The sequence below is a fragment of the Arthrobacter sp. EPSL27 genome (genome assembly GCF_001512305.1).
Lineage (GTDB): Bacteria > Actinomycetota > Actinomycetes > Actinomycetales > Micrococcaceae > Arthrobacter.
Genome location: NZ_LNUT01000005.1, coordinates 383,994 through 409,438, shown reverse-complemented (window position 1 = coordinate 409,438; position 25,445 = coordinate 383,994). Strand labels below are relative to the sequence as shown.

General features: G+C 68.8%; 22 protein-coding genes. 4 read left to right on the top strand and 18 right to left on the bottom strand.

What is annotated here, in order from left to right:
* Nucleotides 1-29: 29 nt before the first annotated feature.
* The 7 genes from nrdE to AR539_RS12805 form a co-directional block, all read right to left on the bottom strand.
* Nucleotides 30-2,150 (bottom strand): class 1b ribonucleoside-diphosphate reductase subunit alpha, encoded by a 2,121-nt coding sequence (nrdE, locus tag AR539_RS12835; RefSeq protein WP_066439962.1) that lies wholly within the window; start codon nucleotides 2,148-2,150, stop codon nucleotides 30-32.
* A 62-nt stretch (nucleotides 2,151-2,212) separates the two neighbouring features.
* Nucleotides 2,213-2,680: a class Ib ribonucleoside-diphosphate reductase assembly flavoprotein NrdI gene (gene nrdI, locus AR539_RS12830; RefSeq protein WP_066437484.1), complete on the bottom strand. Its 468-nt coding sequence runs from the start codon at nucleotides 2,678-2,680 to the stop codon at nucleotides 2,213-2,215.
* Nucleotides 2,681-2,718: 38 nt separating this feature from the next.
* Entirely contained in the window at nucleotides 2,719-2,964 is a 246-nt protein-coding gene (gene nrdH, locus AR539_RS12825; RefSeq protein WP_056429759.1) for a glutaredoxin-like protein NrdH, read from the bottom strand.
* Between the two features lie 471 nt (nucleotides 2,965-3,435).
* On the bottom strand, nucleotides 3,436-4,674 hold the full coding sequence (locus AR539_RS12820) for an SAM-dependent methyltransferase (protein WP_066437479.1): 1,239 nt from the start codon (nucleotides 4,672-4,674) through the stop codon (nucleotides 3,436-3,438).
* A complete protein-coding gene (locus tag AR539_RS12815) occupies nucleotides 4,671-6,128 on the bottom strand; it encodes a class I SAM-dependent methyltransferase (RefSeq protein ID WP_442854408.1) in 1,458 nt (485 codons plus the stop codon). The genes AR539_RS12820 and AR539_RS12815 overlap by 4 nt, the downstream gene beginning before the upstream one ends.
* Nucleotides 6,125-6,853: a DUF1365 domain-containing protein gene (locus AR539_RS12810; protein ID WP_066437476.1), complete on the bottom strand. Its 729-nt coding sequence runs from the start codon at nucleotides 6,851-6,853 to the stop codon at nucleotides 6,125-6,127. The genes AR539_RS12815 and AR539_RS12810 overlap by 4 nt, the downstream gene beginning before the upstream one ends.
* Nucleotides 6,850-8,262: an NAD(P)/FAD-dependent oxidoreductase gene (locus AR539_RS12805; protein ID WP_066437471.1), complete on the bottom strand. Its 1,413-nt coding sequence runs from the start codon at nucleotides 8,260-8,262 to the stop codon at nucleotides 6,850-6,852. The genes AR539_RS12810 and AR539_RS12805 overlap by 4 nt, the downstream gene beginning before the upstream one ends.
* 174 nt (nucleotides 8,263-8,436) lie before the next feature.
* Between AR539_RS12805 and AR539_RS12800 the strand changes: the two genes are divergently transcribed.
* On the top strand, nucleotides 8,437-9,369 hold the full coding sequence (locus AR539_RS12800; protein WP_066439959.1) for a LysR family transcriptional regulator: 933 nt from the start codon (nucleotides 8,437-8,439) through the stop codon (nucleotides 9,367-9,369).
* 48 nt (nucleotides 9,370-9,417) lie between these two features.
* Here the strand turns inward: AR539_RS12800 and AR539_RS12795 are convergent, their stop codons facing one another.
* Nucleotides 9,418-10,836 (bottom strand): aldehyde dehydrogenase family protein, encoded by a 1,419-nt coding sequence (locus AR539_RS12795; protein ID WP_066437467.1) that lies wholly within the window; start codon nucleotides 10,834-10,836, stop codon nucleotides 9,418-9,420.
* A 90-nt stretch (nucleotides 10,837-10,926) separates the two neighbouring features.
* On the opposite strand from AR539_RS12795, the gene AR539_RS12790 reads away from it, so the two are divergent.
* Together AR539_RS12790 and AR539_RS12785 are read left to right on the top strand one after the other, a co-directional pair.
* Nucleotides 10,927-12,822 carry a BCCT family transporter gene (locus tag AR539_RS12790; protein ID WP_082699353.1) on the top strand — a complete coding sequence of 632 codons (1,896 nt, stop codon included), beginning with the start codon at nucleotides 10,927-10,929 and terminating at the stop codon, nucleotides 12,820-12,822.
* Nucleotides 12,823-12,885: 63 nt separating this feature from the next.
* The gene (locus AR539_RS12785; protein ID WP_066437465.1) at nucleotides 12,886-13,392 is read left to right on the top strand and encodes a DUF2004 domain-containing protein; all 507 of its coding nucleotides are present in this window, start codon (nucleotides 12,886-12,888) and stop codon (nucleotides 13,390-13,392) included.
* 66 nt (nucleotides 13,393-13,458) lie between these two features.
* Here AR539_RS12785 and metE read toward each other — a convergent pair whose 3' ends face one another.
* From metE to AR539_RS12745, 8 genes are all read right to left on the bottom strand, one after another.
* A complete protein-coding gene (metE, locus tag AR539_RS12780) occupies nucleotides 13,459-15,825 on the bottom strand; it encodes a 5-methyltetrahydropteroyltriglutamate--homocysteine S-methyltransferase (RefSeq protein ID WP_066437463.1) in 2,367 nt (788 codons plus the stop codon).
* 26 nt (nucleotides 15,826-15,851) lie between these two features.
* Entirely contained in the window at nucleotides 15,852-16,829 is a 978-nt protein-coding gene (locus tag AR539_RS12775) for a methylenetetrahydrofolate reductase (RefSeq protein WP_066437460.1), read from the bottom strand.
* A 340-nt stretch (nucleotides 16,830-17,169) separates the two neighbouring features.
* On the bottom strand, nucleotides 17,170-17,928 hold the full coding sequence (locus AR539_RS12770) for a hypothetical protein (protein ID WP_066437457.1): 759 nt from the start codon (nucleotides 17,926-17,928) through the stop codon (nucleotides 17,170-17,172).
* Nucleotides 17,925-18,980, bottom strand: coding sequence for a vWA domain-containing protein (locus AR539_RS12765; protein WP_066437454.1), 1,056 nt, complete (start codon nucleotides 18,978-18,980; stop codon nucleotides 17,925-17,927). The genes AR539_RS12770 and AR539_RS12765 overlap by 4 nt, the downstream gene beginning before the upstream one ends.
* Nucleotides 18,977-20,020 carry a VWA domain-containing protein gene (locus AR539_RS12760; RefSeq protein ID WP_066437451.1) on the bottom strand — a complete coding sequence of 348 codons (1,044 nt, stop codon included), beginning with the start codon at nucleotides 20,018-20,020 and terminating at the stop codon, nucleotides 18,977-18,979. Before AR539_RS12760 ends, AR539_RS12765 begins: the two co-directional genes overlap by 4 nt.
* Nucleotides 20,011-20,580 carry a hypothetical protein gene (locus AR539_RS12755; RefSeq protein WP_066437448.1) on the bottom strand — a complete coding sequence of 190 codons (570 nt, stop codon included), beginning with the start codon at nucleotides 20,578-20,580 and terminating at the stop codon, nucleotides 20,011-20,013. Before AR539_RS12755 ends, AR539_RS12760 begins: the two co-directional genes overlap by 10 nt.
* Nucleotides 20,577-21,479, bottom strand: coding sequence for a DUF58 domain-containing protein (locus AR539_RS12750; protein ID WP_066437446.1), 903 nt, complete (start codon nucleotides 21,477-21,479; stop codon nucleotides 20,577-20,579). Before AR539_RS12750 ends, AR539_RS12755 begins: the two co-directional genes overlap by 4 nt.
* Nucleotides 21,480-21,481: 2 nt before the next feature.
* Nucleotides 21,482-22,477 (bottom strand): AAA family ATPase, encoded by a 996-nt coding sequence (locus tag AR539_RS12745; RefSeq protein WP_197410673.1) that lies wholly within the window; start codon nucleotides 22,475-22,477, stop codon nucleotides 21,482-21,484.
* 187 nt (nucleotides 22,478-22,664) lie between these two features.
* On the opposite strand from AR539_RS12745, the gene AR539_RS12740 reads away from it, so the two are divergent.
* A complete protein-coding gene (locus tag AR539_RS12740) occupies nucleotides 22,665-22,868 on the top strand; it encodes a hypothetical protein (RefSeq protein ID WP_066437441.1) in 204 nt (67 codons plus the stop codon).
* A gap of 22 nt (nucleotides 22,869-22,890) precedes the next feature.
* Here the strand turns inward: AR539_RS12740 and AR539_RS12735 are convergent, their stop codons facing one another.
* The gene (locus AR539_RS12735) at nucleotides 22,891-24,093 is read right to left on the bottom strand and encodes an ROK family transcriptional regulator (RefSeq protein ID WP_066437438.1); all 1,203 of its coding nucleotides are present in this window, start codon (nucleotides 24,091-24,093) and stop codon (nucleotides 22,891-22,893) included.
* Between the two features lie 134 nt (nucleotides 24,094-24,227).
* Entirely contained in the window at nucleotides 24,228-25,427 is a 1,200-nt protein-coding gene (locus AR539_RS12730; RefSeq protein WP_066439958.1) for a class I SAM-dependent methyltransferase, read from the bottom strand.
* Between the last annotated feature and the right edge of the window lie 18 nt (nucleotides 25,428-25,445).

Below are 25,445 nucleotides of genomic sequence, written 5' to 3'. Positions count from 1 at the left end.
CATCCCCTAGTGCAAATCAACCCAGTTGATCACAGCATGCACGAAACACAATTTTCCACCTCGGTCCCTTCCAGCGCGAGCTGGCGGAGACGGATGTAGTAGATGGTCTTGATGCCCTTCTTCCAGGCGTAGATCTGGGCCTTGTTGATGTCGCGCGTGGTGGCGGTGTCCTTGAAGAACAGCGTCAGGGACAGGCCCTGGTCCACGTGCTGGGTGGCCGCGGCGTAGGTGTCGATGACCTTCTCGTAGCCGATCTCGTACGCGTCCTGGTAGTACTCCAGGTTGTCGTTCGTCAGGTACGGCGCCGGGTAGTACACGCGGCCCAGCTTGCCTTCCTTGCGGATCTCAATCTTGGACGCCACCGGGTGGATCGAGGAGGTGGAGTTGTTGATGTAGGAGATCGAGCCCGTGGGCGGGACGGCCTGCAGGTTCTGGTTGTAGATGCCGTGCTCCATGACGGAAGCCTTCAGCTCGCGCCAGTCATCCTGGGTGGGGATGTGGATGTTCTTGAACAGCTCCGCAACCTTCGCGGTCTGCGGGACCCATTCCCGCTCGGTGTACTTGTCGAAAAACTCGCCGGAGGCGTACTTGGACTTCTCGAAGCCGCCGAACGTCTGGCCGGTCTGGATGGCCAGCAGGTTGGAGGCACGGACCGCGTGGAACACCACCGAGTAGAAGTAGATGTTCGTGAAGTCCAGGCCCTCTTCGGAGCCGTAGTGGACCCGCTCGCGGGCCAGGTAGCCGTGCAGGTTCATCTGGCCAAGGCCGATCGCGTGGCTCTGGTCGTTGCCGCGGGCGATCGAGGGCACCGAGGTGATGTTGGACATGTCCGAGACGGCCGAGAGGGACCGGATGGCCGTCTCGATGGTCAGGCCGAAGTCCGGCGAATCCATGGTCTTGGCGATGTTCAGCGAGCCCAGGTTGCAGGAGATGTCCTTGCCGGTCTCATCGTAGGACAGGTCATCGTGGTACGTGGTGGGCTGTGAGACCTGGAGGATCTCGGAGCACAGGTTGGACATGATGATCTTGCCGTCGATCGGGTTTTCCCGGTTCACGGTGTCCTCGAACATGATGTACGGGTAGCCGGATTCGAACTGGATCTCGGCAAGGGTCTGGAAGAACTCGCGGGCCTTGATCTTGGTCTTCTTGATCCGGGAATCGTCCACCATCTCGTAGTACTTCTCGGTGACCGAGACGTCGGAGAACGGCATGCCGTAGACCTTTTCGACGTCGTACGGCGAGAACAGGTACATGTCCTCGTCCTTCTTGGCCAGCTCGAAGGTGATGTCCGGAATCACAACGCCCAGGGAGAGGGTCTTGATGCGGATCTTCTCGTCCGCGTTCTCGCGCTTGGTGTCGAGGAAGCGGTAGATGTCCGGGTGGTGCGCGTGCAGGTACACCGCTCCCGCACCCTGGCGGGCACCGAGCTGGTTGGCGTAGGAGAAGCTGTCCTCGAGGAGCTTCATCACGGGGATGACGCCGGAGGACTGGTTCTCGATCTGCTTGATCGGCGCGCCCACCTCGCGGATGTTGGTCAGCGCGAACGCCACGCCGCCGCCGCGCTTGGACAGCTGCAGGGCGGAGTTGATGGACCGGCCGATCGATTCCATGTTGTCTTCGATGCGGAGCAGGAAGCAGGAGACCAGCTCGCCGCGCTGCTTCTTGCCGGCGTTCAGGAACGTCGGGGTGGCCGGCTGGAAGCGGCCTTCGATGATCTCGTCCACCATCTGGGTGGCGAGCTTCTCGTCGCCGCGGGCCAGGTGCAGGGCCACCATGCAGACGCGGTCCTCGTATCGCTCCAGGAAGCGCTTTCCATCGAACGTCTTCAGCGTGTAGGAGGTGTAGAACTTGAACGCGCCCAGGAAGGTCTCGAAGCGGAACTTCTTCTTGTACGCGCGGTTGAACAGTTCGCGAATGAAGTTCATCGTGTACTGGTCGAGGGTCTCGCGCTCGTAGTACTCGTTCTTGACGAGGTAGTCGAGCTTTTCCTCGAGGTCGTGGAAGAACACGGTGTTGTTGTTCACGTGCTGCAGGAAGTACTGGTGGGCGGCCTCGCGGTCGGCTTCGAACTGGATCTCGCCGTTCGGGCCGTAGAGGTTCAGCATGGCATTGAGCTCGTGGTAGCCCAGGCCCTTGTAGGCAGCCGGCATCTCGGGCTTCGTCTTAAGTTCGACGGCGGCGTCCGGGCCGGTGTGCAAGGCTGCGCCTTCCGTTACTGCTTTGTCTGCGACAGTCGTGTCCAAAACTCTTCCAATCCTTGTTGTACGCGGTTGACGTCTTCCGGCGTCCCCATGAGTTCGAAGCGATAGAGGTGCGGGACCTTGCACTTCGCGGCGATGATGTCGCCGGCCATGCAGTAGTTGTCCCCGAAGTTGGTGTTTCCAGCGCCGATCACTCCGCGGATCAGCTTCCGGTTGCCCGGATCGTTCAAGAACCGGATGACCTGCTTTGGTACAGATCCTTCTCCCCCGGTGCCGCCGTACGTGGGAAGCACCAGCACGAACGGCTCCGTTGCCACGAGCGCCGGTTCCCTCGCGTGGAGGGGGATCCGGGCGGCGTCGAGGCCCAGCTTCCGGACGAAGCGTGCCGTGTTCTCGGAGGTGGACGAGAAGTAGATGAGGTGGCTGCCGGTGGTCCGGGTCCCTGTTGCCGGCGTGATGCCGGCGGTTGCCAGTGCCATGGGGGTCACCTCATCGATGAATGTTCTGTCGAAGCGGTTCAGGCGACGGCGACGGCGGACGCCTGCGCCAGCTCTTCGATCTTGTCGGGGCGGAAACCGGACCAGTGGTCCTGGTCCGTAACGACCACCGGGGCCTGCATGTAGCCCAGGGCCTTCAGGCGCTCGAGGGCATCCGCGTCCTGCGAGATGTCGACGCTCTGGTAGGTGATGCCCTTCTTGTCCAGCGCGCGGTAGGTCGCGTTGCACTGAACACAGGCCGGCTTCGTGTAAACCGTAACGGTCATGGTCCCTGTCCCCTTTTGTTGAAGTCTTTGGTACTGCGTGAATTCTGCTGTGTGAAAACCACTGCGTGGTGTTTCCTGCGATGAGCTGCGCCGGGTGAGCTGAGCCTCTGCTGCGCTTCGGAACTCTTCGTCTGGAACTGTATGTCGATACTACATGTAGTGCAAGAGTCCGGTGCGGACCCCAAGATGATGTATTACAAGTATGTCATTTAATGCACCCCCAGTCCACAGGCGGGGTGCCTCAAAATGTCCGAGAATCCGCCATTCCGGCGGACGAAATCCACAGGCTGTGGAGTACCTTTGCACAATTAATGCCCCTGCGTGTCGCGCCGGAGACGGCGTGTCGCGCATAGGGTCCGCACCCCTCCGGCGTGCCATTAAGCACTGGATGTAGTGGCCGGAAACACGCAAAAGGCGGGCACCCGGGGGTGCCCGCCTTTTGGCAGCGTGATGCGTCTGACAGCGTCCGGGCTAGAGGCCGGCCTCCGGCCTGCTGCACAGGATCTGCTCCACGCCCATCCGGCGCTCGGCGAAGCTGCGCAGCGCGCCCACCAGGTAGAGCCGCCACACCCGGGCCACTTCCTCGCCCATCATGGCGACGGCGGCATCGTGGTTCTCTTCGAACCGCGCGTACCAGGCTTCCAGGGTGCGGACGTAGTCCCGCCGCATCCCCTGCACACCCTCGACCTCCAGGCCCGCGGCCTCCAGGAAGCCGAGCGTCTCCCCCACCGGGCGCATGTGCATGTCCGGGGCGATGAAGGACTCGATGAACGCGCCGCCGCCGGGGTGCTTGCCGCGGCGGGACATCTGCTGGACCAGCACCCGGCCGCCGGGCACCACGTTGTTGAACAGCGCGGCCGCGTAGACCGGGTAGTTCCGCTGGCCGACGTGCTCGCCCATCTCCAGCGAGGCGACGGCGTCAAACGGCCCGTCCGGGATTTCCCGGTAGTCCTGGATCCGGATCTCCACCCGGTCCTCAAGCCCGCGTTCCCGGATCCGGGCGTCGATGAACGCCTTCTGTTCCCGGGACAGGGTGACACCCACCACCTCGGCGCCGTAATGCTGCGCGGCGTGCAGGCTGAGCGATCCCCACCCGCAGCCGATGTCCAGCAGGCGCATTCCGGGCCGGAGGCCGATCTTGCGGCACACCAAATCGAGCTTGTCCCGCTGCGCGTCCTCCAGCCCATGGCTCTCGGACGAATCCGTCCAGTATCCGCTGGAGTAGGCCATCTGCGGGTCCAGGATCAGGGCGTAGAAATCGTTGCTGAGGTCGTAGTGGTGGCTGATCGCGGCGCGGTCGCGGATCAGGCTGTGCAGCCGTCCCCGGACCCGGGCCTGGGTGGCCGGGGGCTGGGCCGGGGCACCGAGGGCGCCGGCGTCGCGGGCAATCCGGGCAACGCCCGCCAGCACGGCCGGGGTGGGCCGGATGCCGGTGAGGCCGCGGTCCCGCACCACCTTCCACAGGTGTTCCAGCGCCGAGTTGAGGTCGCCGTCGACGTCGAGTTCCCCGGTGACGTAGGCCTGGGCGGCGCCCAGTTCGCCCGGTGCCCACAGCAGGCGCCGGATGGCGTCCGGGGAGTTCAGCCGGACCACCGGGGCGCCGGCGGGCCCTGCCTCGCTGCCGTCCCACACCACCAGCCGGACCGGAAGGTCACCGCCGACGACGGGCCGCAGGACCTGCTCGATGGTTGACGCGAGCGGTGCCGTCATGCGGCTGCCCCCTTCGCTGCGGCGCCCTTCACGGAGGCATGGTCCAGCACGATCTGCTGCACGTCGAGGTAGCCGGTCTCGAAGCCTGCGCGGGAGTAGCAGAGGTAGAACAGCCACATCCGCTGGAAGATCGCGTCGAAGCCCAGCGCGTTGACCTCGTCGGCGCGGTCCATAAAGCGTTCCTCCCAGAGCCGCAGCGTCTGGGCGTAGTGCTCGCCCATGGCGAGGCGTTCACGGACCCGCAGTCCGGTCTGCTTGGCGGTGATGTCCTCGATGGCGCGCACCGAGGGGATCACGCCGCCCGGGAAGATGTACTTGTGCACCCACGTGTAGCTGGTGCGGGTGGCCATCAGCCGGTCATGGGCGATGGTGATGGCCTGGATGGCCACCTTGCCGCCGGGCGCCAGGACCCGTTCGATCGTCTGGAAGTACGTGGCCCAGTATTCGAAGCCCACGGCCTCGATCATCTCCACGGAGACGACGGCGTCGTACTCGCCTTCCACCGCACGGTAGTCCTTGAGCTCGATCGTGACGGCGTCCGTGTAGCCTGCGTCGGCCACGCGTTTGCGGGCCAGCTCCTGCTGCTCGCTGGAGAGCGTGACGGAGTAGACGGTGGCGCCGCGGGCGGCGGCCCGGAGTGCGAGCTCGCCCCAGCCGGTGCCGATTTCCAGCACCCGGGTGCCTTCCTTGACGCCGGCCTTGTCGAGGAGGCGGTCGATCTTGGCCTGCTGCGCGGCGGCGAGGCCGTCCCAGGCGACGCCCTGCAGCGCCTGGCCCGATTCCGGGAACAGGGCGCTGGAATAGGTCATGGTCGAATCCAGGAACGTGGCGAAGAGCTCGTTCGAGAGATCGTAGTGGCGGGAGATGTTGGAGCGGGTGTTCTGCTCCGTGTTGCGCTCCCTGCGCGGCTGGCGCGGGAGGTAGAGGGCGCGCAGCTTCTGCAGCGGTTCGGGCACCAGGGTCCCCACCCGGGCGGCGAAGACCTCCATGACGGCGGTCAGGTCATCCGCGTCCCAGTCCCCGGCCATAAAGGACTCCCCCAGGCCGATCAGCCCGCCGTCGCCGAGCCGGGCGGCGAACGCCTCGGGCCGGTTCATGGTCATGACGGGGTAGGTGACCCCGGGCTCGGGTGCCCGGCCCAGGACGGACCCGTCCGGGTACCGGACCTCGAGGGGCAGCCGGCGCACGGCGGCCTTGAAGATGGCGTCCGCTGCCCGGCCGGCGACCTTGGCCTTGAGGCCGGACGGGACCGTCGCAATGCTGGGCCAGATGGCGGCGTCGACGGCGGCAGGGGCCTGGGGAACGGTGTAGGGAACTGCGCTTGGGGGAACTGGGTTGCCGGGAACAGTGCCTGCGGGAACTGCGGCACCCGCGGGGACAGTGCCGGGCCGCGCAGCCGAGGTGGCCTCGTGGCCCCGCCCTGCGGCGGATCCGGTTGCTTCGGTCATTGTCACTGAACTGCCTCCTGTGAAGGGTGGTGGGGTCTTTTGATGATGGGCAGCCGGCGTGCCCACAGCTTAATTCCCTGCCAGCGGATCTGCGCGGTGACGCGCAGGGGTGCCAGCGGGACCGCGAACGCCGCGGCAAGGATGTTCGGCACGGTGGCCGGGCGGCGGTCCCCGTCCATGGTGGCGACGAACGGCTGCTGCCCCTCGCGCTCCAGGACGATCGAGACCGACAGGCGTTCGCCGGGTTCCGGGAGCTTCATCCGGTACCGGCCGTCGACGTCGTTGAAGGGCGAGACGTAGAACTCCTTGGGCACGGTGGCCCGGCCGGAGCCGTCCGTCTCGAGGACGTAGCAGTGCCGTTCGCCGTAGGTGTTGTGGACCTCGGCGAGGACGCAGCGCAGCTCCCCGGCGGCGGTGTGGCACCAGAAGAGGCTGATGGGGTTGAACACGTGCCCGAAGACGCGGGCGCTGGCCAGCATGGTGATCCGGCCGCCGTCGAGCGTGATCCCCCGCGTTGCGAGGAACCTTTCGACGTTGCCGCGCAGGGTTCCGTGCGGGTCCCCCAGGTGGTCGGCGGCGCGGAACCCGGCCAGCGGGCGGAGCAGGCCGGGCAGTGCGGGGAGCCGGTCGACGTCGACATACCAGCTGTAGCTCCGGTAGGTGAACGCATTCTTCAGCGGGGTGCGCCGCACATGCGCGATGGAGGTGCGGTAAATGGCGGCAGTGCTCATGATGCCTCCGCGGGGACAGTGTGCAGGTCCGGGTCCAGGGACACGGTGTTGACGGCGACGCCGCCGTCGTTCCACGTCCGGCCCAGCCGCTCCGCGGCCTTCACGCCGGAGAGGGCGCCGTCCTCGTGGAAACCCCAGCCGTGGTAGGCGCCGGCGAAGGCCAGCCGGCTGTCCCCGAGGGCCAGGATCCGCTGCTGGGCCTGCAAGGAATCGGGGGTGTACTGCGGGTGCTCGTAGACCATGCGCTCGAGCACCGTGCCGTCCGCAATCAGCTCGGATTCGCCCAGGCTGACGATGTAGCGGCCCAGGTCCGTGGGGGCCAGGCGCTGCAGGCGCGTCATGTCGTAGCTGACCAGGACCTTGTCCGGCCGGGCGTCGCAGGACGGCAGCCGGTAGTTCCAGGACGCCTTGGCGTTGTCGGAGGACGGCAGCACGGCGCTGTCGCGGTGGAAGACGGTGTGGTTGACCGAGTACGGCATGCCGACGAGCGCGCCCCGTTCGGCGGGCGAGGCATCGGTGAGCATGCCCAGCGCCTGGGCCGGGTGGGTGGCGATCACGACGGCGTCGAAGGTCTCGACGGCGTCCGTCCCGTTGCCGGTGCGGTAGGTCAGATCCACCCCGTGCTCGTGGCGGCGCACCCCGGTGACCGGGCTGGAGAGGCGGATGTCCGCCAGGGTGGCGGCCAGCTTGTCCACGTAGGTGCGCGAGCCGCCGGTGACGGTGCGCCATTGCGGCGAGCCCGTGACGCCGAGCAGGCCGTGGTGGCCCAGGAAGGTGAAGAGGTAGCGTGCCGGGTAGGCCAGCGCGGTGGAGGGGTCGCAGGACCACACGGCACTGACCACCGGGGTCATGAAGTGCGAGATGAAGTAGCTGCTGAATTTCTCCCGGGCCAGGAACTCCCCCAGGGTCAGCTCGTGCTGGCCGTTACCCGTTCCGTTGTTATCCGTCGAAGCCGGTACTGCCTCGGCGAGCAGGGCACGGGCCCGGCGGTAGAAGCGTGTCACCTCGAGCAGCATCAGCAGGTAGCGCCCGCGCAGCAGGGTGGACGGCCGCGGGAAGATGCCCCGGCCCTTCGCCCGGGCGCCGGCGTATTCCAGGCCGCAGCCGTCGCAGCGGACGGACATGCTCATTTCCGAGTCCTGCGTCTCGATGCCCAGCTCGGCGAAGAGCCGCAGCAGGGTGGGGTAGGTCCGCTCGTTGTGCACGATGAAGCCGGTGTCGATCTGCAGCGCCGGGCCGCCGTCCTGCGGCACGTCGTGGGTGTGGGCGTGGCCGCCCAGGCGTGCATCGGCCTCGAAGAGGGTCACGCGGTCTTCCTGGTTCAGGACATACGCGGCGGTGAGCCCCGCTACTCCGCTGCCAACCACGGCTACCCGTCGGCCCTGGGGGATCCCTGCTGCATCTGACACTGATCTGCTCCTGTTGGCTTCGCCTGGATCGTCCTGATGAATCGTCTTATGGGCAATTCGTCGCCGCGGTACCGGCGGATGAGTGCGACTTTCCAACATTTCGTTTCCCACCAATGTGCCAGAATGAAGCGGGATTTCGGTCCCGCCTCACCGGAACCTGTGAAGGGCAGCGCTGTGATCAATCCCGTCCACCTGCGGACCCTTGTCGAAGTGACCCGGCTGGGATCCTTCGCGGCGGCCGCTGCCCGGCTCGGCTACACGGCGTCGGCGGTCTCCCAGCAGATGTCCGCGCTGGAACGCGACACCGGCGTCGAGCTCTTCCAGCGCTCCGCCCGCAGCATCCACCCCACCGACGCCGCCCTGGTGATGACCCGGCACGCGGCCAAGGTCCTTACGGACATCGAGGCGCTGATGGCCGCGGCCTCACGCACCGGGGATCCGGCCCGGCAGGAGCTGCGGCTGGGCATCTTCCCCAGCCTGGCCACGTATGTGCTGCCACGCCTGTTGGAAAACCCGGCCTGGAAGAAGCTCGGCATCGACCTGCGGGTGTCCGTGGCGGAACCCGCCCAGACCATCCAGGGCCTGCGCACCGGCGGCGAGCTCGACGTCGCACTGGTGTACCAGGTGGGGCAGTCCGGGCTCGCGTGGCCGCACACCGTAAACCGGCAATGGATCGGCGACGACGACTTCCGGGTAGTGCTGCCCGCGGCCTGGGGCATCGGCACGGACTCCAAGGTGGCGGCGGACCATCTCTCCGACATGCCGTGGATTGTGCACCACCCCGGCACGTCGGACGCGACCGTGATCGAGCGGCTCTTCGCCAGCTGCAACCTGCACCCGCGGGTGGTGGCGTACAGCGATGACTTCCATGCCAGCCTCGAGATGGCCGCGGCCGGGCTGGGCGCAGCCCTGGTGCCCGAACTGGCGCTGCTGCACCGCCCGGCCGGCGTGGTGGTGCTGGACGTGCCCGAGATCCGGCTGGCCCGCAACGTCTTCGCCCTGCTCATCAACGAGAAGCAGACCGCGCAGGTGCAGCTGTTCGTTGAACTCCTGGCCGACACGTTCAACTCCTCGACCCTGAAGCCGGTGGTCCCCCGCAAGGGCTGAGCCGGCACGGGACTGCCGGCTCTGGACTGCGCCCGGCTCAGCGCGGAATCAGCGGCGCCGGAATACGTTTCCGAGCCGCGCCCGCAGCCCGGTCCCCATCCCGGAGAGCACCGTGGCTATCCGGTGTTTGGCCGGGCTGTACGGCGGGTAGATCAGCTCCAGGGTGTCCGGCCGCGTCGGCTTGGCCAGCGTGGACCGCTCATGTGAGAACGTCCGCAGCGAGTGTTCCCCGTGGTAGGCGCCCATCCCGCTGCCGCCGACCCCGCCGAAAGGCAGCCCCGGGACCATCAGGTGCGCCGCCGGGACATCGAAGCACAGCGCGCCCGAGGAGGTTTCCTCGGCGAACGCCTTCCGGGTGCCGGCGTCGTTGCTGAACACGTACAGCGCCAGCGGCTTGGCGCCGTCGTTGATCATCTGGATGGCCTCGTCGCGGCCGGCCACCGGGACCAGCGGAAGCAGCGGGCCGAAGATCTCCTCCCCCATCACCGCGTCCCCGGGGGCGGGACGGAGCAGGGTGGGGGCGAAGTGGCGGCTGGCGGCGTCGCGGCCGCCGCCGTGGACTACGGTGCTGCCGTCGGCGAGCGCCGCGATCCGGGCGAAGTGCCGGTCGTCGACGATCCGGCCGTAGGAGCCGCTGCGGGCGGAGTCCGCCCCGAAGAGCTCGCCGATCGCCTTGACCAGTTCGCGTTCCAGCGGCACCAGCACGTCCTCGGTGGCCAGGATGTAGTCCGGCGCCACGCACGTCTGCCCGGCGTTCATGAACCGGCCCCACGCGAGCCGCTTGGCGGCCCGGGCCAGGTCCGTGGTGGAGTCCACGTAGGCCGGGGACTTGCCGCCGAGTTCCAGGGTGACCGGGGTGAGGTGCTCCGCGGCGGCGCGCAGCACCACCTTGGCGGCGGCCTCGCCCCCGGTGAAGAAGATGTGGTCGAACTGCTGCTCCAGCAGGGCCGTGGTTTCCGGGATGCCGCCCTGGACCACCTCGGCCGCGCCGCCGAGGTACTCCGGAATCCAGCGGGCCAGTGCGGCGGAGGTGGCGGGTGCGTGTTCGCTGGGTTTGAGCACCGCGGTGTTGCCGGCGGCGAGGGCGCCGGCAAGCGGGGCAAGGAGCAGCTGCAGGGGGTAGTTCCACGGGCCGATCACCAGCACCACCCCAAGCGGGGTCAGCTCGGTCCATGCCTTGGCCGGCTGGACCGCCAGCGGCACGGGGACCGGGCGCGGCCGCAGCCACCCCTCAAGGTTCTTCTCCAGGTGCGCGGCTTCGGCGGTGACAAAGCCGATTTCCGTCAGCAGGGACTCGGTGGCGTGCTTGCCCAGGTCGCTTTCCAGCGCCTCGGCAAACTCCGTGCGGCGCTCGGCCAGCATACGGCGCAGGCTGCGCAGCTGCTCCAGCCGCCAAGCCAGCGGGCGGGTGGTGCCGCTGTTGTAGAGTTCACGGGCGCGGGCGACGGCGGGGGCTACGGTGTGCATCCGCCCAATGTACCGGCACCGGGCGTCCGGGAGGGGCCAGGGGCTCAAAATTCCCCTGCGCCGCCCGGGGCCGGAGCGTAGCCTTGAAAAATGTCCGAACAGTCGAAAACCCGCATCGTTGCACCCTGGGTATTCTGGCCTGCCGCCGTCACGGTGGCGCTGTTTGCGGCGTTTGCCCTCGTGGCACCCGCTACCGCCGAAGCGATGTTTGCCGCCGTCCAGGCGAACATCGTTAATTCCTTCAACTGGTACTACGTCCTGATTACCAGCTTCTTCGTCGCCTTCGGCCTGTTCCTCGGGTTCAGCCGGTTCGGGGACATCAAGCTGGGCCATGACGACGACGAACCCGAGTTCTCGCTGATGGCCTGGTTCGCGCTGCTGTTTGCCGCCGGCATGGGCATCGGGCTCGTGTTCTACGGCGTCGGCGAACCGCTCAGCCACTTCGCCACGCCGCGTCCCGGGGTCTCGGGGAGCCCGCCGGAGCTCGCCCAGCAGGCGCTGAGCCAGACTTACCTGCACTGGGGTGTGCATGCGTGGTCCATTTACGTGGTGATCGGGCTGGCCCTCGCCTACGCCATCCACCGGCGGAAACGGCCGGTGTCCATCCGCTGGGCCCTCGAGCCGCTCCTGGGCAGGCGCGTCCAGGGTGCGTGGGGCAACGTCATCGACGTCGTCGCGCTTGTGGGCACCCTGTTTGGCGTTGCCACGTCGCTGGGCCTGGGCGTCCTGCAGATCAGCGCCGGGCTGGAGAGCATTAACCTGCTCCAGCCCAGCCAGGGTTCGGAGATCATCATCATCCTGGTGATCTCCCTCTTCGTGCTGCTGTCAGTCCTCTCCGGCGTGGCCAAGGGCATGAAGTGGCTCTCCAGCATCAACCTTGTGCTCGCGGGGCTGCTGGTGCTGTACCTGCTGGTCTTCGGGCCGTCGACGTTCCTGCTCCGCGAATTTGTCCAGTCCATGGGTGCGTACATCCAGAACTTCGTGAGCCTGTCCTTCAACGTCAATGCCTTCACGGGCGAGGAAGGCGCTGCCTGGCAGGCCTCCTGGACATCGTTCTACTGGGGGTGGTGGATCTCCTGGGCGCCGTTTGTGGGCATCTTCATCGCGCGGATTTCCCGCGGGAGGACCGTCCGGCAGTTCGTCGCCGGGGTCATCCTGGTGCCCACCCTGATCGGCATCCTCTGGTTCAGTGTGCTCGGCGGAACCGCACTGTCGGTACAGCTCAGCGGAACCGGCAACCTCCTGGAACCCGACGGCAGCGTCAATGTCTCCAGCGCACTGTTCAGCATGCTCTCCTACGTTCCCGGCACTCCGATCCTGACCGTCGGGGTGATCATCCTGATCGCCGTCTTCTTCATCACGTCCTCGGATTCGGGGGCACTGGTGATGGGGATGATCGCCTCCGGCGGCCAGGTGAACCCCAAAAAGCGGGTGCGGACCTTCTTCACGGCCATCACCGCAGTGCTGGCCATTGCGCTGCTGATCTCCGGCGGCCTGGTGGCCCTGCAGACCGCGGCGATCATCATTGCCCTGCCGTTCAGCGTCATCATGCTGCTGATCTGCTGGGCCACGGTGATCGCCTTCACCAGGGAGCGCAGGGCCTACGAACGGGCCCGGCGCGCGCAGTTCGTCGACCACATCGGCGATTTCTACGGCCTGGAGGTGGAGGAACTCGCCGGCGAGGGCATCTTCGGCACCAGCCCGCGGTGGATGCAGATGCTCCGGCGCCGCGGCGCCCGGGCAGGGGCCGGTGTGCCGGAGGAGATCATGCCGAGCCCCGAGCCGTCCACCGCCGCCGTGGACACCGTCATGGCCGCCGTGCAGAAGCCCCGCCATGCCTCGGAGCGGGCGCTGCAGGTGGAGAACGCCGAAGCGGACGGTGTGCTGATCGCCGATGTGGACGACGTGGTGGACCACGATCCGCTGGCGTCCCGGGACGTCAAGGACGTGCCGGATCGCGGCGACGCGGCGCCAAGCCGGTGGTGACCTGCTCAGACAAAGGCCGCCGGAAGGCTGGAACGGGCCGGATTTGAGGACTATGTTGAAGATATGAACAAGGTAGCGAGCAAGCACTTCGGAGAGGTCGAGCTCAACCACGGCAGGGACCACAACCTCACCGCCAAGCATGAGCTGGCGGGACAGATCGTGGAACTTGACCTCAATGTCAATGCGCATGACCATTTCGACGAAGCGGCGATGCACAAGGTTGACTACCGGTTGCGCTTCCTGCCCGAACTCGTGGACCAGGTCCGCGAAATGATCGCTGATGAACTGGAACAGGACGGCACCAGCCCGCAGGAGTACCGGCACTTCCACTGCAACGCGATCAAGGACGAGCACCTCCGGACGGTCTTCGGCGTCGAGGACAAGAGCCAGCTCACCGACGCGGTCTTCCTCAAGGCGCTGAAGCTGGGGCACGTGGGCATCTACCCCGGCCAGCCGGAACGCTACTTTGTCCTGGACTTCACCCTCGGGTCGCACTTCACCGATGAGGTCCTGGTGGCCTCCGCGGACGAGGACGGTGTCGTGGATGACGAGATCCTCTGGGAGTCCTGAGAACGCACGACGGCGGCCGGTCACCTCTCGCAGGTGGCCGGCCGCCGTCGTCGTTAGGTCAGTCTGCTACTTGGCGGCTTCCAGCAGCCCGGCGCGGACCGTCCGGGTGGCCGTGACCAGGTTGCGCAGGGACTCTTCGGTCTCGGCGTAGCCGCGGGTCTTCAGGCCGCAGTCCGGGTTGACCCAGAGCTGGCGGGACGGGACGTGCTTGACGGCGGTGCTGAGCAGCTCGGTGACTTCCTGCTCGCCGGGGACGCGCGGCGAGTGGATGTCGTAGACGCCCGGGCCCACGCCGCGGCCGAAGCCGTGGGACTCAAGGTCGTGGACAACCTCCATGCGGGAGCGGGCGGCCTCGATCGAGGTGACGTCGGCATCCAGGCCGTCGATCGCATCGATGATGGCGCCGAACTCGGAGTAGCACAGGTGGGTGTGGACCTGGGTGGAGTCCGCGGCACCGGCGGTGGCGAGGCGGAAGGACTTCACGGACCAGTCCAGGTACGCGGCCTGGTCGGCCTTGCGCAGCGGCAGGAGCTCGCGCAGTGCGGGCTCGTCCACCTGGATAACCTTGATCCCGGCGGCTTCGAGGTCGGCGATTTCGTCGCGGAGGGCGAGGGCCACCTGGTTGGCGGTCTCGCCGAGCGGTTGGTCGTCGCGGACGAAGGACCACGCCAGGATGGTGACCGGACCGGTGAGCATGCCCTTCATCGGCTTGTTGGTCAGGGACTGCGCGTACCGGGCCCATTCCACCGTGATCGGGGCGCTGCGGGTGACGTCGCCCCACAGGATGGAGGGGCGGGTGCAGCGGGAGCCGTAGGACTGGACCCAGCCGTGCACCGTGACGTCGAAGCCCTCGAGGTTTTCCGCGAAGTACTGGACCATGTCGTTGCGCTCGGGCTCGCCGTGGACCAGGACGTCGAAGCCGAGGTCTTCCTGCAGCTCCACGACGCGCTTGATCTCGTCCTTCATGAGCTGTTCGTACTGCTCCGTGCTGAGGTCGCCCCTGGTGGCACGGGCCCGGGCGGTGCGGATCTCGCCGGTCTGCGGGAAGGAGCCGATGGTGGTGGTGGGCAGCGGCGGCAGGTGCAGCGCCTCAGCCTGCGCGGCTTCGCGGACCCCATAGGCGGAGCGGCTGAAGTCCGCGTCGGTCAGGGCCGCGGTGCGGTTCCGGACCTCGGCGCGGCGGACGCCGTCGGCCGCGGCGCGGTCGGCGATGATGCGGGTGGCCTCATCGACGGCCGGCTGGACATCCCTTGACTGGACACCCGTTGCCGGGTCGGTCAGCAGGCCGGCGAGGGTCACTACCTCGGCGGCCTTCTGGTCGGCGAACGCCAGCCAGCTGCGCAGCTGCGGGGAGAGCTGGACTTCCTCGTCGACGTCGTGCGGGACGTGCTGCGTGGAGGTGGAGGTACTGACGGCCAGCGTGGCGACGGACTTCTGCAGCTCGGCGATCTTCGCCGCCGAGGCGGCGAGATCGTTGCGCCAGATGTTGTGGCCGTCCACAACGCCGGCAACCAGGGTCTTGTTGCCCAGGGCGGCCAAGGCCGCGGCGGAGGGGACCCCGCCCTTGAAGACATCCAGGTGCAGGGCGTCGATGCCGGTTGCGGCGAGGGTGCCGAGCTGGCCGCCCAGCGCGCCGTACGGGGTGGACACGAACAGCTGCGGCCGGTTGGCGGCGGCGGCGAGCACCTCGTAGGAGCGGGCCACGGCGGCCTGGATCTCCACGGCCGGGGTGTCCTGGTCCACCACGAGGGCGGGCTCGTCGAGCTGGACCCAGCCGGCGCCGGCGGCGGCAAGCTTCTCCAGCAGGGCCGTGTAGACGAGGAGCACGTCCTCGAGGCGGGACAGCGGGCTGAAGCCGGCCGGGGCGTCGTCGGAGGCCTTGCTGAGCAGCAGGAAGGTGACCGGCCCCACGATGTACGGGCGGGTCTCCACACCGTTGGCGAGGGCGAATTCGAACTCCTCGACGATGCGGGCGGAGGTCAGGGCGAAGCTGGTCTCCGGGCCGATTTCCGGCACCAGGTAGTGGTAGTTGGTGTCGAACCACTTGGTCATTTCCAGCGGCTGCTGGTCCTTGTTGCCGCGGGCCAGGGTGAAGTAACCGTCGAGGTCCAGCTGGCCTTCGGCGTTGAGGAGGTTGCCGAAGCGGGCCGGCACGGCACCGAGGTGGGCGGCGGCGTCGAGCACCTGGTCGTAGTAGGAGAAGGTGCCGGGGATGGCGGCTGCTTCGGTCAGGCCCAGGCCCTGCAGGCGCTTGGCCGTGCCGAGCTGGATGTCCTTGGCGGCGGCATCGAGGGCTGCGGCGTCGATGGTGCCGGCCCAGTAGGCCTCGACGGCTTTCTTGAGTTCGCGGCGGCGGCCGATGCGCGGGTAGCCAAGGATGGAGGCGGCCGGGAAGGGGGTGTTGCGCAGTTCAGTGATGGGAAGTTCAGTCATGGGAAGGTCCTAAGTTGGTGGGGAGGTCAGCTGGCGAGCTGGCGGTGCTTGTTGCCGCTGTGCTTGTTGCCTCTGTGCTTGTTGCCTCTTCGAGGTCTGGCCAGGGCGAGCTTGTCCAGCACGTCCAAGGCGGCCGTGTGCTCGTTGAAGGTGTAGAGGTGGAGTCCGGGGGCGCCGGCGGCCAGGGCCGCGTTGGCCAGGTCCACGGTGGCTCTGACTCCGATCCGGGTGCGTTCGGCGTCGGTGTCGGCGGCGGCGAGCCGTTCGATCAGTTCCGGTGCCGGTTCGACGCCGGTCAGCTCGCGGAGGCGGGTGAGCCTGCGGATGCTGGTCAGCGGCATCACGCCGGGAATGATCGGGATGGTCACGCCGGCCCGGCGGGCCCGGGACAACAGGTCCGCGTACTGCTCGGTGTGGAAGAAGACCTGGGTGATGGCGAAGTCGGCGCCGGAGCGCTGCTTGGCCAGCAGCACCTCGACGTCGTGCGCCTCGCTCGGCGATTCCGGGTGCCGGGTGGGGTACGCGGCGACGCCGACGGCCACCTTGCCGGCGCAGAGCAGCGCCGAGCGGCGCTGTTCGACGCGGCGGATGAGCTCGATCAGGTCCTGGGCGTACTTGAGCGATCCCTCCGGCGGGGCCCCGCCGTCCTTGGGCTGGTCGCCCCGCAGGGCCAGGATGCCGCGCACGCCGACGTCGAGCAGTTCACCGATGATATCGGCGAGCTCCTGCGGGGAGTTGCCCACGCACGTCAGGTGCGCCAGCGGCCGCAGGGTGGTTTCCTGCACCAGGCGGTTGATGAGCTCGACGGCGGTGTCCCGGTTGGAACCGCTGGCACCGTAGGTCACGGACACGTAGTCCGGGTCCGTGCTTTCCAGTTCGCCGATGGTGGTCCAGAGCGATTCGGCAGCCGCGGGCGACCGCGGCGGGAACAGTTCGTAGGACAGGGCGACCGGCGCGGTGCCGGCAAGATTTGGGTGGGTGTCAATAAGGCTAGGTGGAGACATTTGCGTCCTTGGCTGTGAACACTGTCGGCTGCCCGGTAGACGGGGGCCGACGGTGGGTTGAGTTTGGGGAACACGGAGGGAACTCCAGCAGGACGCAGCCGCGACTGTTACGCCTGATACGAAGTTGTCCGTGAGCAAATGTCAGGCCCACATGGGGGCACCCACACCCTCCTGGACGGCTTTGGGGGCCGGCTTCAGCGGAGGATCGCTGACACGTTACTGAGGTAACTTGGTTAGAACTCTACGGCGATCCCCGGAACCGGTTCAAGTCGTCCGCCGAATTAAGACCCACTTTTACGGGATGTTTCCTCAGGGAACAGAATATTCTTCGCCGGAATCCTCACCAGGGCCGGTCGGTGAGCGGCGTGGCTCCGCTGCCGTTGAGGTAGTCCTCGCGCTCCAAACCGCGGTTCCGCTCCTGCTGCGCCGATTGTCCGGCCTCCCGGAGCTGCTCCAGCCGGTCCCCCGCCGGAGCCCCGGAGTCGGCATCCGGCTGTTCAGGGTCCTGCTGTTGGTCGTCCGGCTGGTCGGTGTTTTGCTGTTCGGGGCCGGCCCCGCTGCCCTGGTTCTGCCGGAGCCGCTCAATCTTCTCTCCAAGCCGCTGCCGGGACGACTCCAGGCTCTCGCCCGCTGCGGCGTCGGCCGGTGCCGCCCCGACGCAGCCGTCGGGTGCCGCGTCCACTACGGCCAGCGCCTCGAGGTACAGCCGCAGAGCCTCGTCCGGGCCGTCCTGGGCAGTGCCGCTCGCGTCGCCCAGCCGCTCGATGCTCAGCGCCAGGTTGGCCCGGACCCGGCATTCATCAGCGGGGGGCGCGGCGGCGAGGGCTGCCTCGAAGGCGCCGCGAGCGCCGCCGTAATCACCGCGGAGCGCCAGGGCGTCCCCCGCCGCGAACGGTGCTTTGTGCGGCTCCAGGATGTTGGCGAAACCCAGGGCCGAGGCAGCCGATTCCGCCGCCGGGACATCCGCCCGGGCAAAGGCATCGCCGGCCCGGCCGGCGAACCATGCGGCGCTGAGGAGTTTGACGGCGAGCAGCAGGGCCAGCAGGACGGGAAGGGCGGACCAGGCCAGCAGGTGCCGGCGCCGACGTCGGAGACTCATGTGCGCGGCCCCCGCCCCGCGGTGGCTTGCTGCCGGGCCGGCTTGAGGTCCCGGAGCTCCCGGGAGACGAGGAGCGTCTCGCGAAGGGCCAGCAGGAACGCGGCGAATGCCGGCAGCCAGTAGAGTTCCGTCCTGCCATTGAGGGATTCGCCGGTGCGCTCCAGGGTGCCGGGCGCGGCGTTCCGGAGCATGGGGGCGGGCCCGTCCCCCGCCAGCCGGTGCACATAGGGCACAGCGAGCTGTTGTGCGATCCCGCGCAGCCGGTCCTCGTCGAGGCGGGAGAGGGCATCCGTGCCGGTGGCCGGGTCCTGGATATAAGTCTGTGCCGGGCGGGTGACGTCCCCGCTGTTTTCCCGCATCCGCCCGCCGTCCCGTGTGCCGTAGCCAAGCACGGCCCCGCCGCTGACGAGGGATCCGTCCAGGCGCATGTCCCGGGGTGCCGCGGCGCTGGTCTGCTCGCCGTCGCCGAAGTAGAACACCAGCCGGGGCCGTTCCGGCTGGGTGTCCCGCGCGGCAGCCAGCCGTTCGGCGAGGACGGTGCGGGCGGCAGTGACACCGCTGCCCTGCGAGTAGCTCGTGACCTGGGGTGTCAGGACCGCCACTGCGGTCTCGAGTGCCGACGTGTCCGCCGTCAGGGGCATCCGCACGGCGGCGCCGGAATCGAACGTGATGAGGGAATACCGGGCGCCGCCCAGTTCGCGGGCCACCGCCAGGATGTCGGCCCGGACGCCGTCGAGCCGCGGCGCCCGGGGGCCGCCGCCGTCTGCGGAGACGTGGTCTTCCGCGGCGATGCTGCTGCTGGTGTCCACCACGAAGAACACGTTCAGGTTGGTGGCAGCGGCCTGGACTGCGCCGCCCGGAAGTCCCGGCCGGCTGGCGGCCAGGAGCAGGAGCAGCACCAGGGCTGCGCGGAAGAGCCAGGCCCTGTTTTCTTCCGGCTGCGCTGCTTCCGGCTGCGCCCGGGTACGGAACAGGATCCAGCAAAGACCCAGGACGGCGGCAGCTGCCAGCGGGCCCAGCAGCCACCAGGACAGGACGGGGTTGAAGGTCATCGCCGGGGCCTCCAGGAAGCTCCCGCGAGGACCAGCCCCGCGATCAGGGCGACAGCGAGGGGTATCTCGGCGCGGTCCGACACCACGGCCCGGGGTGCGCCCCGGAAGGCTGCGGCCTGGGTGGCCTCGATGCCGGCCACGATGCCGGGCACCGCGGCAGGACTGTCGAGGGCGTAGTACGCGCCGCCGCTGGCCTCGGCAACGCGGCGGAGGCCGGCGCCGGGCTGGGACTGGGACGGGCTGTTCTGGTCTGGGCCGTTCTGGTCTGGGCCGGTGTCGTAGTCGCCGGGGTTCAGCGCATAGATCCTGACGTCCCGGTCCTTGGCGAGCTGCCCGGCCTCCGCGAGGGTCACCAGCGGCGAGCCGGCCAGGAAGTTGTCCGTAGCCAGGATGACCGAGCGGGCGCGCCGGCGGTCCCCGTCGCTGGTGCCGCCGCTGCTGCCGGCGGTGCCGCCGGAATCCGGGAAGCCCTGGACGCAGGAGGCCAGGCCGTCTCCGATCAGCGAGGAGCCCTCGCCGTTCCAGGTCCCGTCGAGGAAGCTGCCGCTGCCGGTCCCGTCGAAAGCCAGCTTGGCCTGCTCCAGCTGTTCCTGCACGTACGCGTAGTCGTCGGTCAGGGGGAAAACCTGCACGGCGCTGCTGTCGAAAACCGTGAGGCCGATGCGCTCGCCGTCGAACTCCCGGGCGAGCCGGCCGAAGACGTCCACCACCGCTGCGTCGGCGGTGTTCATGGAGCCGGAGGCGTCCAGGCACAGCATGATGTCCCGCTGGTGCTGTTCGGGCCGGACGGTGCTGCGCTCCGCCGGGCGGGCGGCGGCCACGACGGCGGCCACCATCAGCACGGCGCCGGCCGCGGCGGCGAGGCGGAGCCGGTTGCGGTGCCTCGCGAGGGCCGCCTGGTATTCCGGCAGCGCGGTGAGGCGGTCGCTGTGCGCCACCGGACGGCGCCGGACGGCACGCGCCCGGCGCCGCAGGAGGCGCCAGGCCGCGGCGGCCAGCACGGCCGCGGCCGGCAGCATCCACCAGAACGTCAGTTCCACGAACGGACCACCTCCCGCGCGGCCCGGGCCGCGTCCGGGACGGCGGACGCCGGGGCGGCGGCGAACGCCCCTTGGTACAGTCCGGCGACGGCGTCCGCGGCGGCCCGGAAGTGGTGTTCCGGCGGGAAGTACTGCGCACCGGCCTGCCGGTGCGCAGCGCTTCCCGCCGCGCGGAGCTCGGCCAGGGTCATCCGCGGGGCGTCCACTCCGGACGCATCGCGGATGAAGCTGCGGATCAGCAGGCTCAGCTCCTGGTGCGCCGAGCGGTCCGAGCGGGTGCCGGCCGCGGCTTCCCGGTCCACGGCGTCGATCCGCCGCAGGTATTCGTCACGGAGGCGGGCCAGGTCCGGGGTGCCGGCCGGCGGAGCCGTGGGTGTTTGTGCCGTGGGTGTTGGTGCCGCCTCTCGGGCCGCGGGCCGCCGCCGTGTGCCCAGGAGGACGAAGGTGTACCAGGCCGCGACGAGGGCCAGCAGCCCCAGGCCCGCCCAAGGGAACCAGCCGCTGTACTGCAGCGGCGCGAGGAAGCCAGCGCCCGCCAGGTCGCCGTCCACCGGGGTCACCGGCGCCGCCGCTGCCGGGCGAGGAGCGTGAAGACGGCGGGGATCACGTCGTCGCTGCTGCCGGCGTCGGCCTCGGCAATCCCCAGCCGGCGCAGCATGGACTGCCGCGCGGCGTCCCGTTCGTCCCGGGCACGGGCATAGGCGGCGGCGATGGATGCGGATGCGGCCACCCCACCGGGCATCAACGCGGGCAGCAGGGCGGCCCCGCGGGCCGCCCGGGCGCCCGCGACGTCGTAGGAGTCGGCGGGGACGGCCAGGTCGGCGTCCCGCACCGTCAGCCACAGCACCTCGTGCTGGGCGCGGAGCCTGCGCAGCACACGCTCGGTATCGGCGTCCGGGGCGAACTCGTCGGCCACCACCAGGAGCAGCATCCGCCGGGAGAAGGTCCGGGCCACGTAGTCCAGCTGGGTCTGGAGCCGGCTCGGCGCGGCGTCCAGCGAGGCGCTGTCGTGGATTTCGCGGAGCAGCCGTTCCAGGTGCGCTTCGCCGGTCTTGCCCGGGAGCGCCCGGGTGCCGGCGGAGTCGCCGCACACCAGCCCCACGGCGTCGCCGTGGCGGTGCGCTAGGTAGCCCATCACCCCCAGGGCCAGCACGGCAACATCCTTCTTCGGCTCCCCGCCCCGGGACTCGGCGGCCATGTCCCGGCCGGTGTCGGTGACCAGCAGCAGGGTCTGCCGCCGGACCGGGAGGTACCGCCGCACCAGCGGCGACCCGTGCCGGGCGGTGGCCTTCCAGTCGATGTCGCGGACCTCGTCGCCGGGCACGTAGGCACGCAGGTCATCGAAGTCAAGGCTGCGGCCGGAGCCGGCAGAACCGTACTGGCCTTCCAACATGCCGCGGGCTCTGCGGTGCGCGAAGATCGACAGCTTCGACTTCACCCGGTGGAGGAGGCTGCCCATCCTCAGGGGGTCTGGACGGCGGCCAGGATGGCGTCGATGACAGCCTCCACCGGCACCTGCTCGGCGACCGCATCGAATCCGAGGATGAGGCGGTGGCGCAGGACGCGGTGCGCCAGCGACTTCACGTCCTCGGGGATCACGTGGTCCCGCCCGTCCAGCAGCGCCACCGCCCGCGCCGCCTGGCTGAAGGCGATGCTGGCCCGGGGGCTGGCGCCGAACTCGATGAAGCCGGCCAGCCGCGCGTCAATGTAGTCTGCGGCGTTCCGGGTGACGTAGCTGAGCCCCACAATGTAGCGGACGATGGCCGGGTCGATATAGACGCGGCGGACGATGTCCTGCAGCTCCCGGACAGCGTCAAGCGAGGCGGCCGCGGCGGGTTTCTGCCCGGGCGTGAACACGCCGGCGTCGATCCGCCGGATGATCTCTGCCTCCTCGGCCGGGGTGGGGTAGTCCAGCACGTCCTTGAGCATAAAGCGGTCCATCTGGGCCTCGGGCAGCAGGTAGGTGCCCTCCTGCTCGATGGGGTTCTGCGTGGCCAGCACCAGGAAGGGGGCCGGCAGCGGGTGCACCACTCCCCCGATGGAGGTCTGGCGTTCCTGCATGGCCTCCAGCATGGCGCTCTGGGTTTTCGCGCTGGAGCGGTTGATCTCGTCCAGCAGGACGATGTTGGCGTGCACCGGCCCCAGCTGGGTCACAAAGGTGCCCTGGGCGGCGTCGTACAGCTGGGTGCCGACGATGTCACTGGGGAGCAGGTCCGGGGTGCACTGGATCCGGCGGAACTCCGCGCTGACGGCGTCCGCCACGGCCTGCGCGGCGGTGGTCTTCGCCAGCCCTGGCACGCTTTCCAGCAGGATGTGGCCGCCCGTCATGAGACCGACCAGCAGGGTTTCGCGGAGCCGGGCCTGGCCCACCACCCGGGTATCGAAGCTGCGGGAGATGGCCGCGAGGGCCTGCCGGGCCCGGGCCAGTTCCGCCGGTTCAATCCGCGCGGCGGACATGGTCTGAAGCACTCTGTCTCCCCCTGGTGGATGATGGCTGTAGCTGGCCTATTTAGCTGGCCTGATTAGCTGGTTTGGGGCCGGGTGGCCGGGCGCCAGCCACCGGCCATCCTATCCAATCCTCCGCCGTGGATCCGGGCAATGGGGACCTCTCCCCATCACGCCCGCGCAGGTCTATCCTTTTGCCATGATCCAGCTTCCAGCCAGCTACCAGGAGTATCTCGCCGACAAAAGCGAGAGTTTCGTCAACACGGTCCGGCCCATTCTGATGCAGTCCGCCGCGGACAAGCTGCATGGTGTCCGGGTGCTGTACAACCCGGGTCCCACCGGACACCAGGCACACCTGGACGACACGATCCCGTTCGGCACCGTCGTCGAGGACATCGACTGAAACGGCCGGCCGGCCTGCCGTTCTAGCCCTCCAGCAGGAGGCGCTGCGAGCGGGGTGCCAGCGTGTGCTCCAGGACCAGGCATGCTGCGCCGACCGCACCGACGTCCTCGCCGACGCCGGTGCCCACCACCTCGATCTCGTGGATTTTCCGGGTGGCACTGCCCTCCCGTACCAGCTCCGGAATCCTTTCCAGGTAGCGCTGGGAGAGGCAGGTCCAGAACGGCCCGCCGAAGACCACACGGTCCACGTCGAGCGCGTTGGTCACAGTCGACACGGCGCGGGCCACCAGCACGGCGGAGTGGTCGATGATGGCCTGCGCCTTTGGGTCGCCGGAGCCCGCGGCGGCGCACAGTTCCATAAAGCTCTCCTGGATGGCGGGACCGGTGGCGGCCGCGACGGGACCTGCCAGCACTCCGGCGTCGACGGCCTGGGCCACCAGCACCTGCGGAATGCAGGTCGACTTGATGCAGCCGCGCATCCCGCAGTCGCAGGGTGCGCCGTCGGGATCCACAATGATGTGCCCGATTTCCCCGGCGTTGCCCGAGGTGCCGCGGACCACCTCGTCGTTGAGGACAATGCCGCAGCCGATTCCGGTGCCCATGTACATAAACACGAAGCTGCCGGCTCCGCTGGGACCGCCCGCCCAGGTCTCGGCCACGGCGGCACTGGTGACGTCCTTGTCCACGATGGTGGACAGTCCGGTGGCGGCGGAGAGGGCTTCGCGGAGCGGCACACGGTCCCAGCCGACCAGCAGCGGCGGGTCAACCACCGTCCCTTCCTCCAGGTCCACCGGCCCGGGCGAGGCGATCCCCAGGCCGGCGATCCGGGCCGGGTCGACGCCGGAATCCGAGACGAGCTGCTTGATTTCGGCGGCGATCGTGTCGATGACCGCGCCGGGATCGGTGCCGGCGGGGGTCTTGATCCGGGAGTGCTTGACGACGGCGCCCACCAGGTCCAGCACCACGAAGGTGGTCACGGCGGGGTCCAGGTGGACGCCCACGGCGTACATTCCGGAGGAGTTGAGCCGGAGCATGGTGCGCGGCTTGCCCGGTCCGGTGCCTTCCTTGCCGGCCTCGTAGATCAGGTTCTGGTCCAGCAGGCGGCGGGAGATGTTCGAGATAGTCTGCGGGGACAATCCCACCATCTGGGCCAGTTCCACCCGGCTCAGGCCGGACGGGGAGCGCCGGATGGCATCGAGGATCACCGTGAGGTTGAAGTCCCCCATCCGGGGCAGGTTGGTTCCGCGCCTGGGCGAGGGCTGGCGGATCTCAGTCACTGGTAACCCCTAAACGTCTTTGGCCACGCACTGCTTATCCCAGAATCGTACGTTACGCCGGTGTGACCGCCCACACGCCGGCTTCACACTCCGGCGGATTTCCGGATGCTTGCCGTCACCGTGAATTTCGGGTTCCTGCCGACCTCCCGGGTGGGGCCCACCAGCCGCTGCAGCGCCGGCTGGTAGTGGAGGTGGCTGTTGAACACCGTCCAAAGTTCCCCGCCCGGCGCGAGCACCCGGCCTGCAGCCTCGATGAGTTTGATGCCGGCGCCGGCGTGCACCGCCGCGCCGACATGGAAGGGCGGGTTGAGCAGGATCAGGTCCGCGCTGGCATCCGGCAGTGTGGCCATGGCATCGTCCTGGAGCGCCGTGACGCGGTCCGCGAGTCCGTTGGCGTCCGCCGTCGCACGGGCGGACTCGACGGCGGCCGCGGACTGGTCGGTGGCCGTCACCCGGGCGCCGGGGTTGGCGCGGGCGTACATGGCGGCGAGGATCCCGGTGCCGCAGCCCAGGTCGACCACACGCCGCGCCTGCGGCATGTCCGGCAGGAACTCCAGCAGGAACCGGGTGCCGATATCCAGCCCCGTGCCGGCAAACACGGCGCCCCGCGCACACACGGTGAGCCCCAGCTCGGCGTTGGCCTCGGCGACGGGGAAAGGCGGGGCATTCGTGGCGGGCCTGGGTCCGCGGGCCAGCAGGATCCGCGATTTCTGCCGGGCGAGCTGGGGCTGGACCTCGCCGAAGTACCGCTCCAGCACGGCGTTCATGCCCAGGCTCATGTGCTTGACCCGGCCGCCGGCCAGCAGCACCACGCCGGGGTCGGCGTGGCGGGCGACGGCGTCGGCAATCTCCTCCAGTTCCGCCAGGGATTTGGGCAGCTGGAGGAGGACCAGGGTGGCCCCGGCCAGGAGGCCTGCCCCCAGCTGGTGCTGTTCAAAGCCGCCGTCGACGCCGAGCGCCGAGGCGTTGCGGCGGAGGGCCTGTTCGCCGGTGATGAGGTCCTGGTGGACACGCACCGGGCCGTCCCCGCTGCCGGCCAGTGTGCTGCCGGCAGCGGTGCTGCGGGTGGCGGCGGTGAGCGCCAGGGCCCCGAGCGTCAGCGCGCCGTAGCGGTCCCCGATAATGGCGAGGCGGCCGGGCTGCACGGCTCCGGAGGCCAGGATGTCCGTTGCCGAGTCCAGCAGGAGCTTGTCCGTGGCGTCCCAGGCCTGCAGGTTGGCAGATTCCACATCAGGGAACCTGCCCAGCCGGGAGAAGAGGGAATCGAGGGGGTTGTCCGCCACGCGCGTGGTGCCGCCTTT

Excerpts from the sequence above, each read along its gene's own strand:
- nrdE (WP_066439962.1), bottom strand. The coding sequence starts at position 2,150 with ATGCCGGCTGCCTACAAGGGCCTGGGCTACCACGAGCTCAATGCCATG.
- nrdI (WP_066437484.1), bottom strand. The coding sequence starts at position 2,680 with ATGGCACTGGCAACCGCCGGCATCACGCCGGCAACAGGGACCCGGACC.
- nrdH (WP_056429759.1), bottom strand. The coding sequence starts at position 2,964 with ATGACCGTTACGGTTTACACGAAGCCGGCCTGTGTTCAGTGCAACGCG.
- AR539_RS12820 (WP_066437479.1), bottom strand. The coding sequence starts at position 4,674 with ATGACGGCACCGCTCGCGTCAACCATCGAGCAGGTCCTGCGGCCCGTC.
- AR539_RS12810 (WP_066437476.1), bottom strand. The coding sequence starts at position 6,853 with ATGAGCACTGCCGCCATTTACCGCACCTCCATCGCGCATGTGCGGCGC.
- AR539_RS12795 (WP_066437467.1), bottom strand. The coding sequence starts at position 10,836 with ATGCACACCGTAGCCCCCGCCGTCGCCCGCGCCCGTGAACTCTACAAC.
- AR539_RS12790 (WP_082699353.1), top strand. The coding sequence starts at position 10,927 with ATGTCCGAACAGTCGAAAACCCGCATCGTTGCACCCTGGGTATTCTGG.
- AR539_RS12785 (WP_066437465.1), top strand. The coding sequence starts at position 12,886 with ATGAACAAGGTAGCGAGCAAGCACTTCGGAGAGGTCGAGCTCAACCAC.
- metE (WP_066437463.1), bottom strand. The coding sequence starts at position 15,825 with ATGACTGAACTTCCCATCACTGAACTGCGCAACACCCCCTTCCCGGCC.
- AR539_RS12775 (WP_066437460.1), bottom strand. The coding sequence starts at position 16,829 with ATGTCTCCACCTAGCCTTATTGACACCCACCCAAATCTTGCCGGCACC.
- AR539_RS12770 (WP_066437457.1), bottom strand. The coding sequence starts at position 17,928 with ATGAGTCTCCGACGTCGGCGCCGGCACCTGCTGGCCTGGTCCGCCCTT.
- AR539_RS12765 (WP_066437454.1), bottom strand. The coding sequence starts at position 18,980 with ATGACCTTCAACCCCGTCCTGTCCTGGTGGCTGCTGGGCCCGCTGGCA.
- AR539_RS12750 (WP_066437446.1), bottom strand. The coding sequence starts at position 21,479 with ATGGGCAGCCTCCTCCACCGGGTGAAGTCGAAGCTGTCGATCTTCGCG.
- AR539_RS12745 (WP_197410673.1), bottom strand. The coding sequence starts at position 22,477 with ATGTCCGCCGCGCGGATTGAACCGGCGGAACTGGCCCGGGCCCGGCAG.
- AR539_RS12740 (WP_066437441.1), top strand. The coding sequence starts at position 22,665 with ATGATCCAGCTTCCAGCCAGCTACCAGGAGTATCTCGCCGACAAAAGC.
- AR539_RS12735 (WP_066437438.1), bottom strand. The coding sequence starts at position 24,093 with ATGGGGGACTTCAACCTCACGGTGATCCTCGATGCCATCCGGCGCTCC.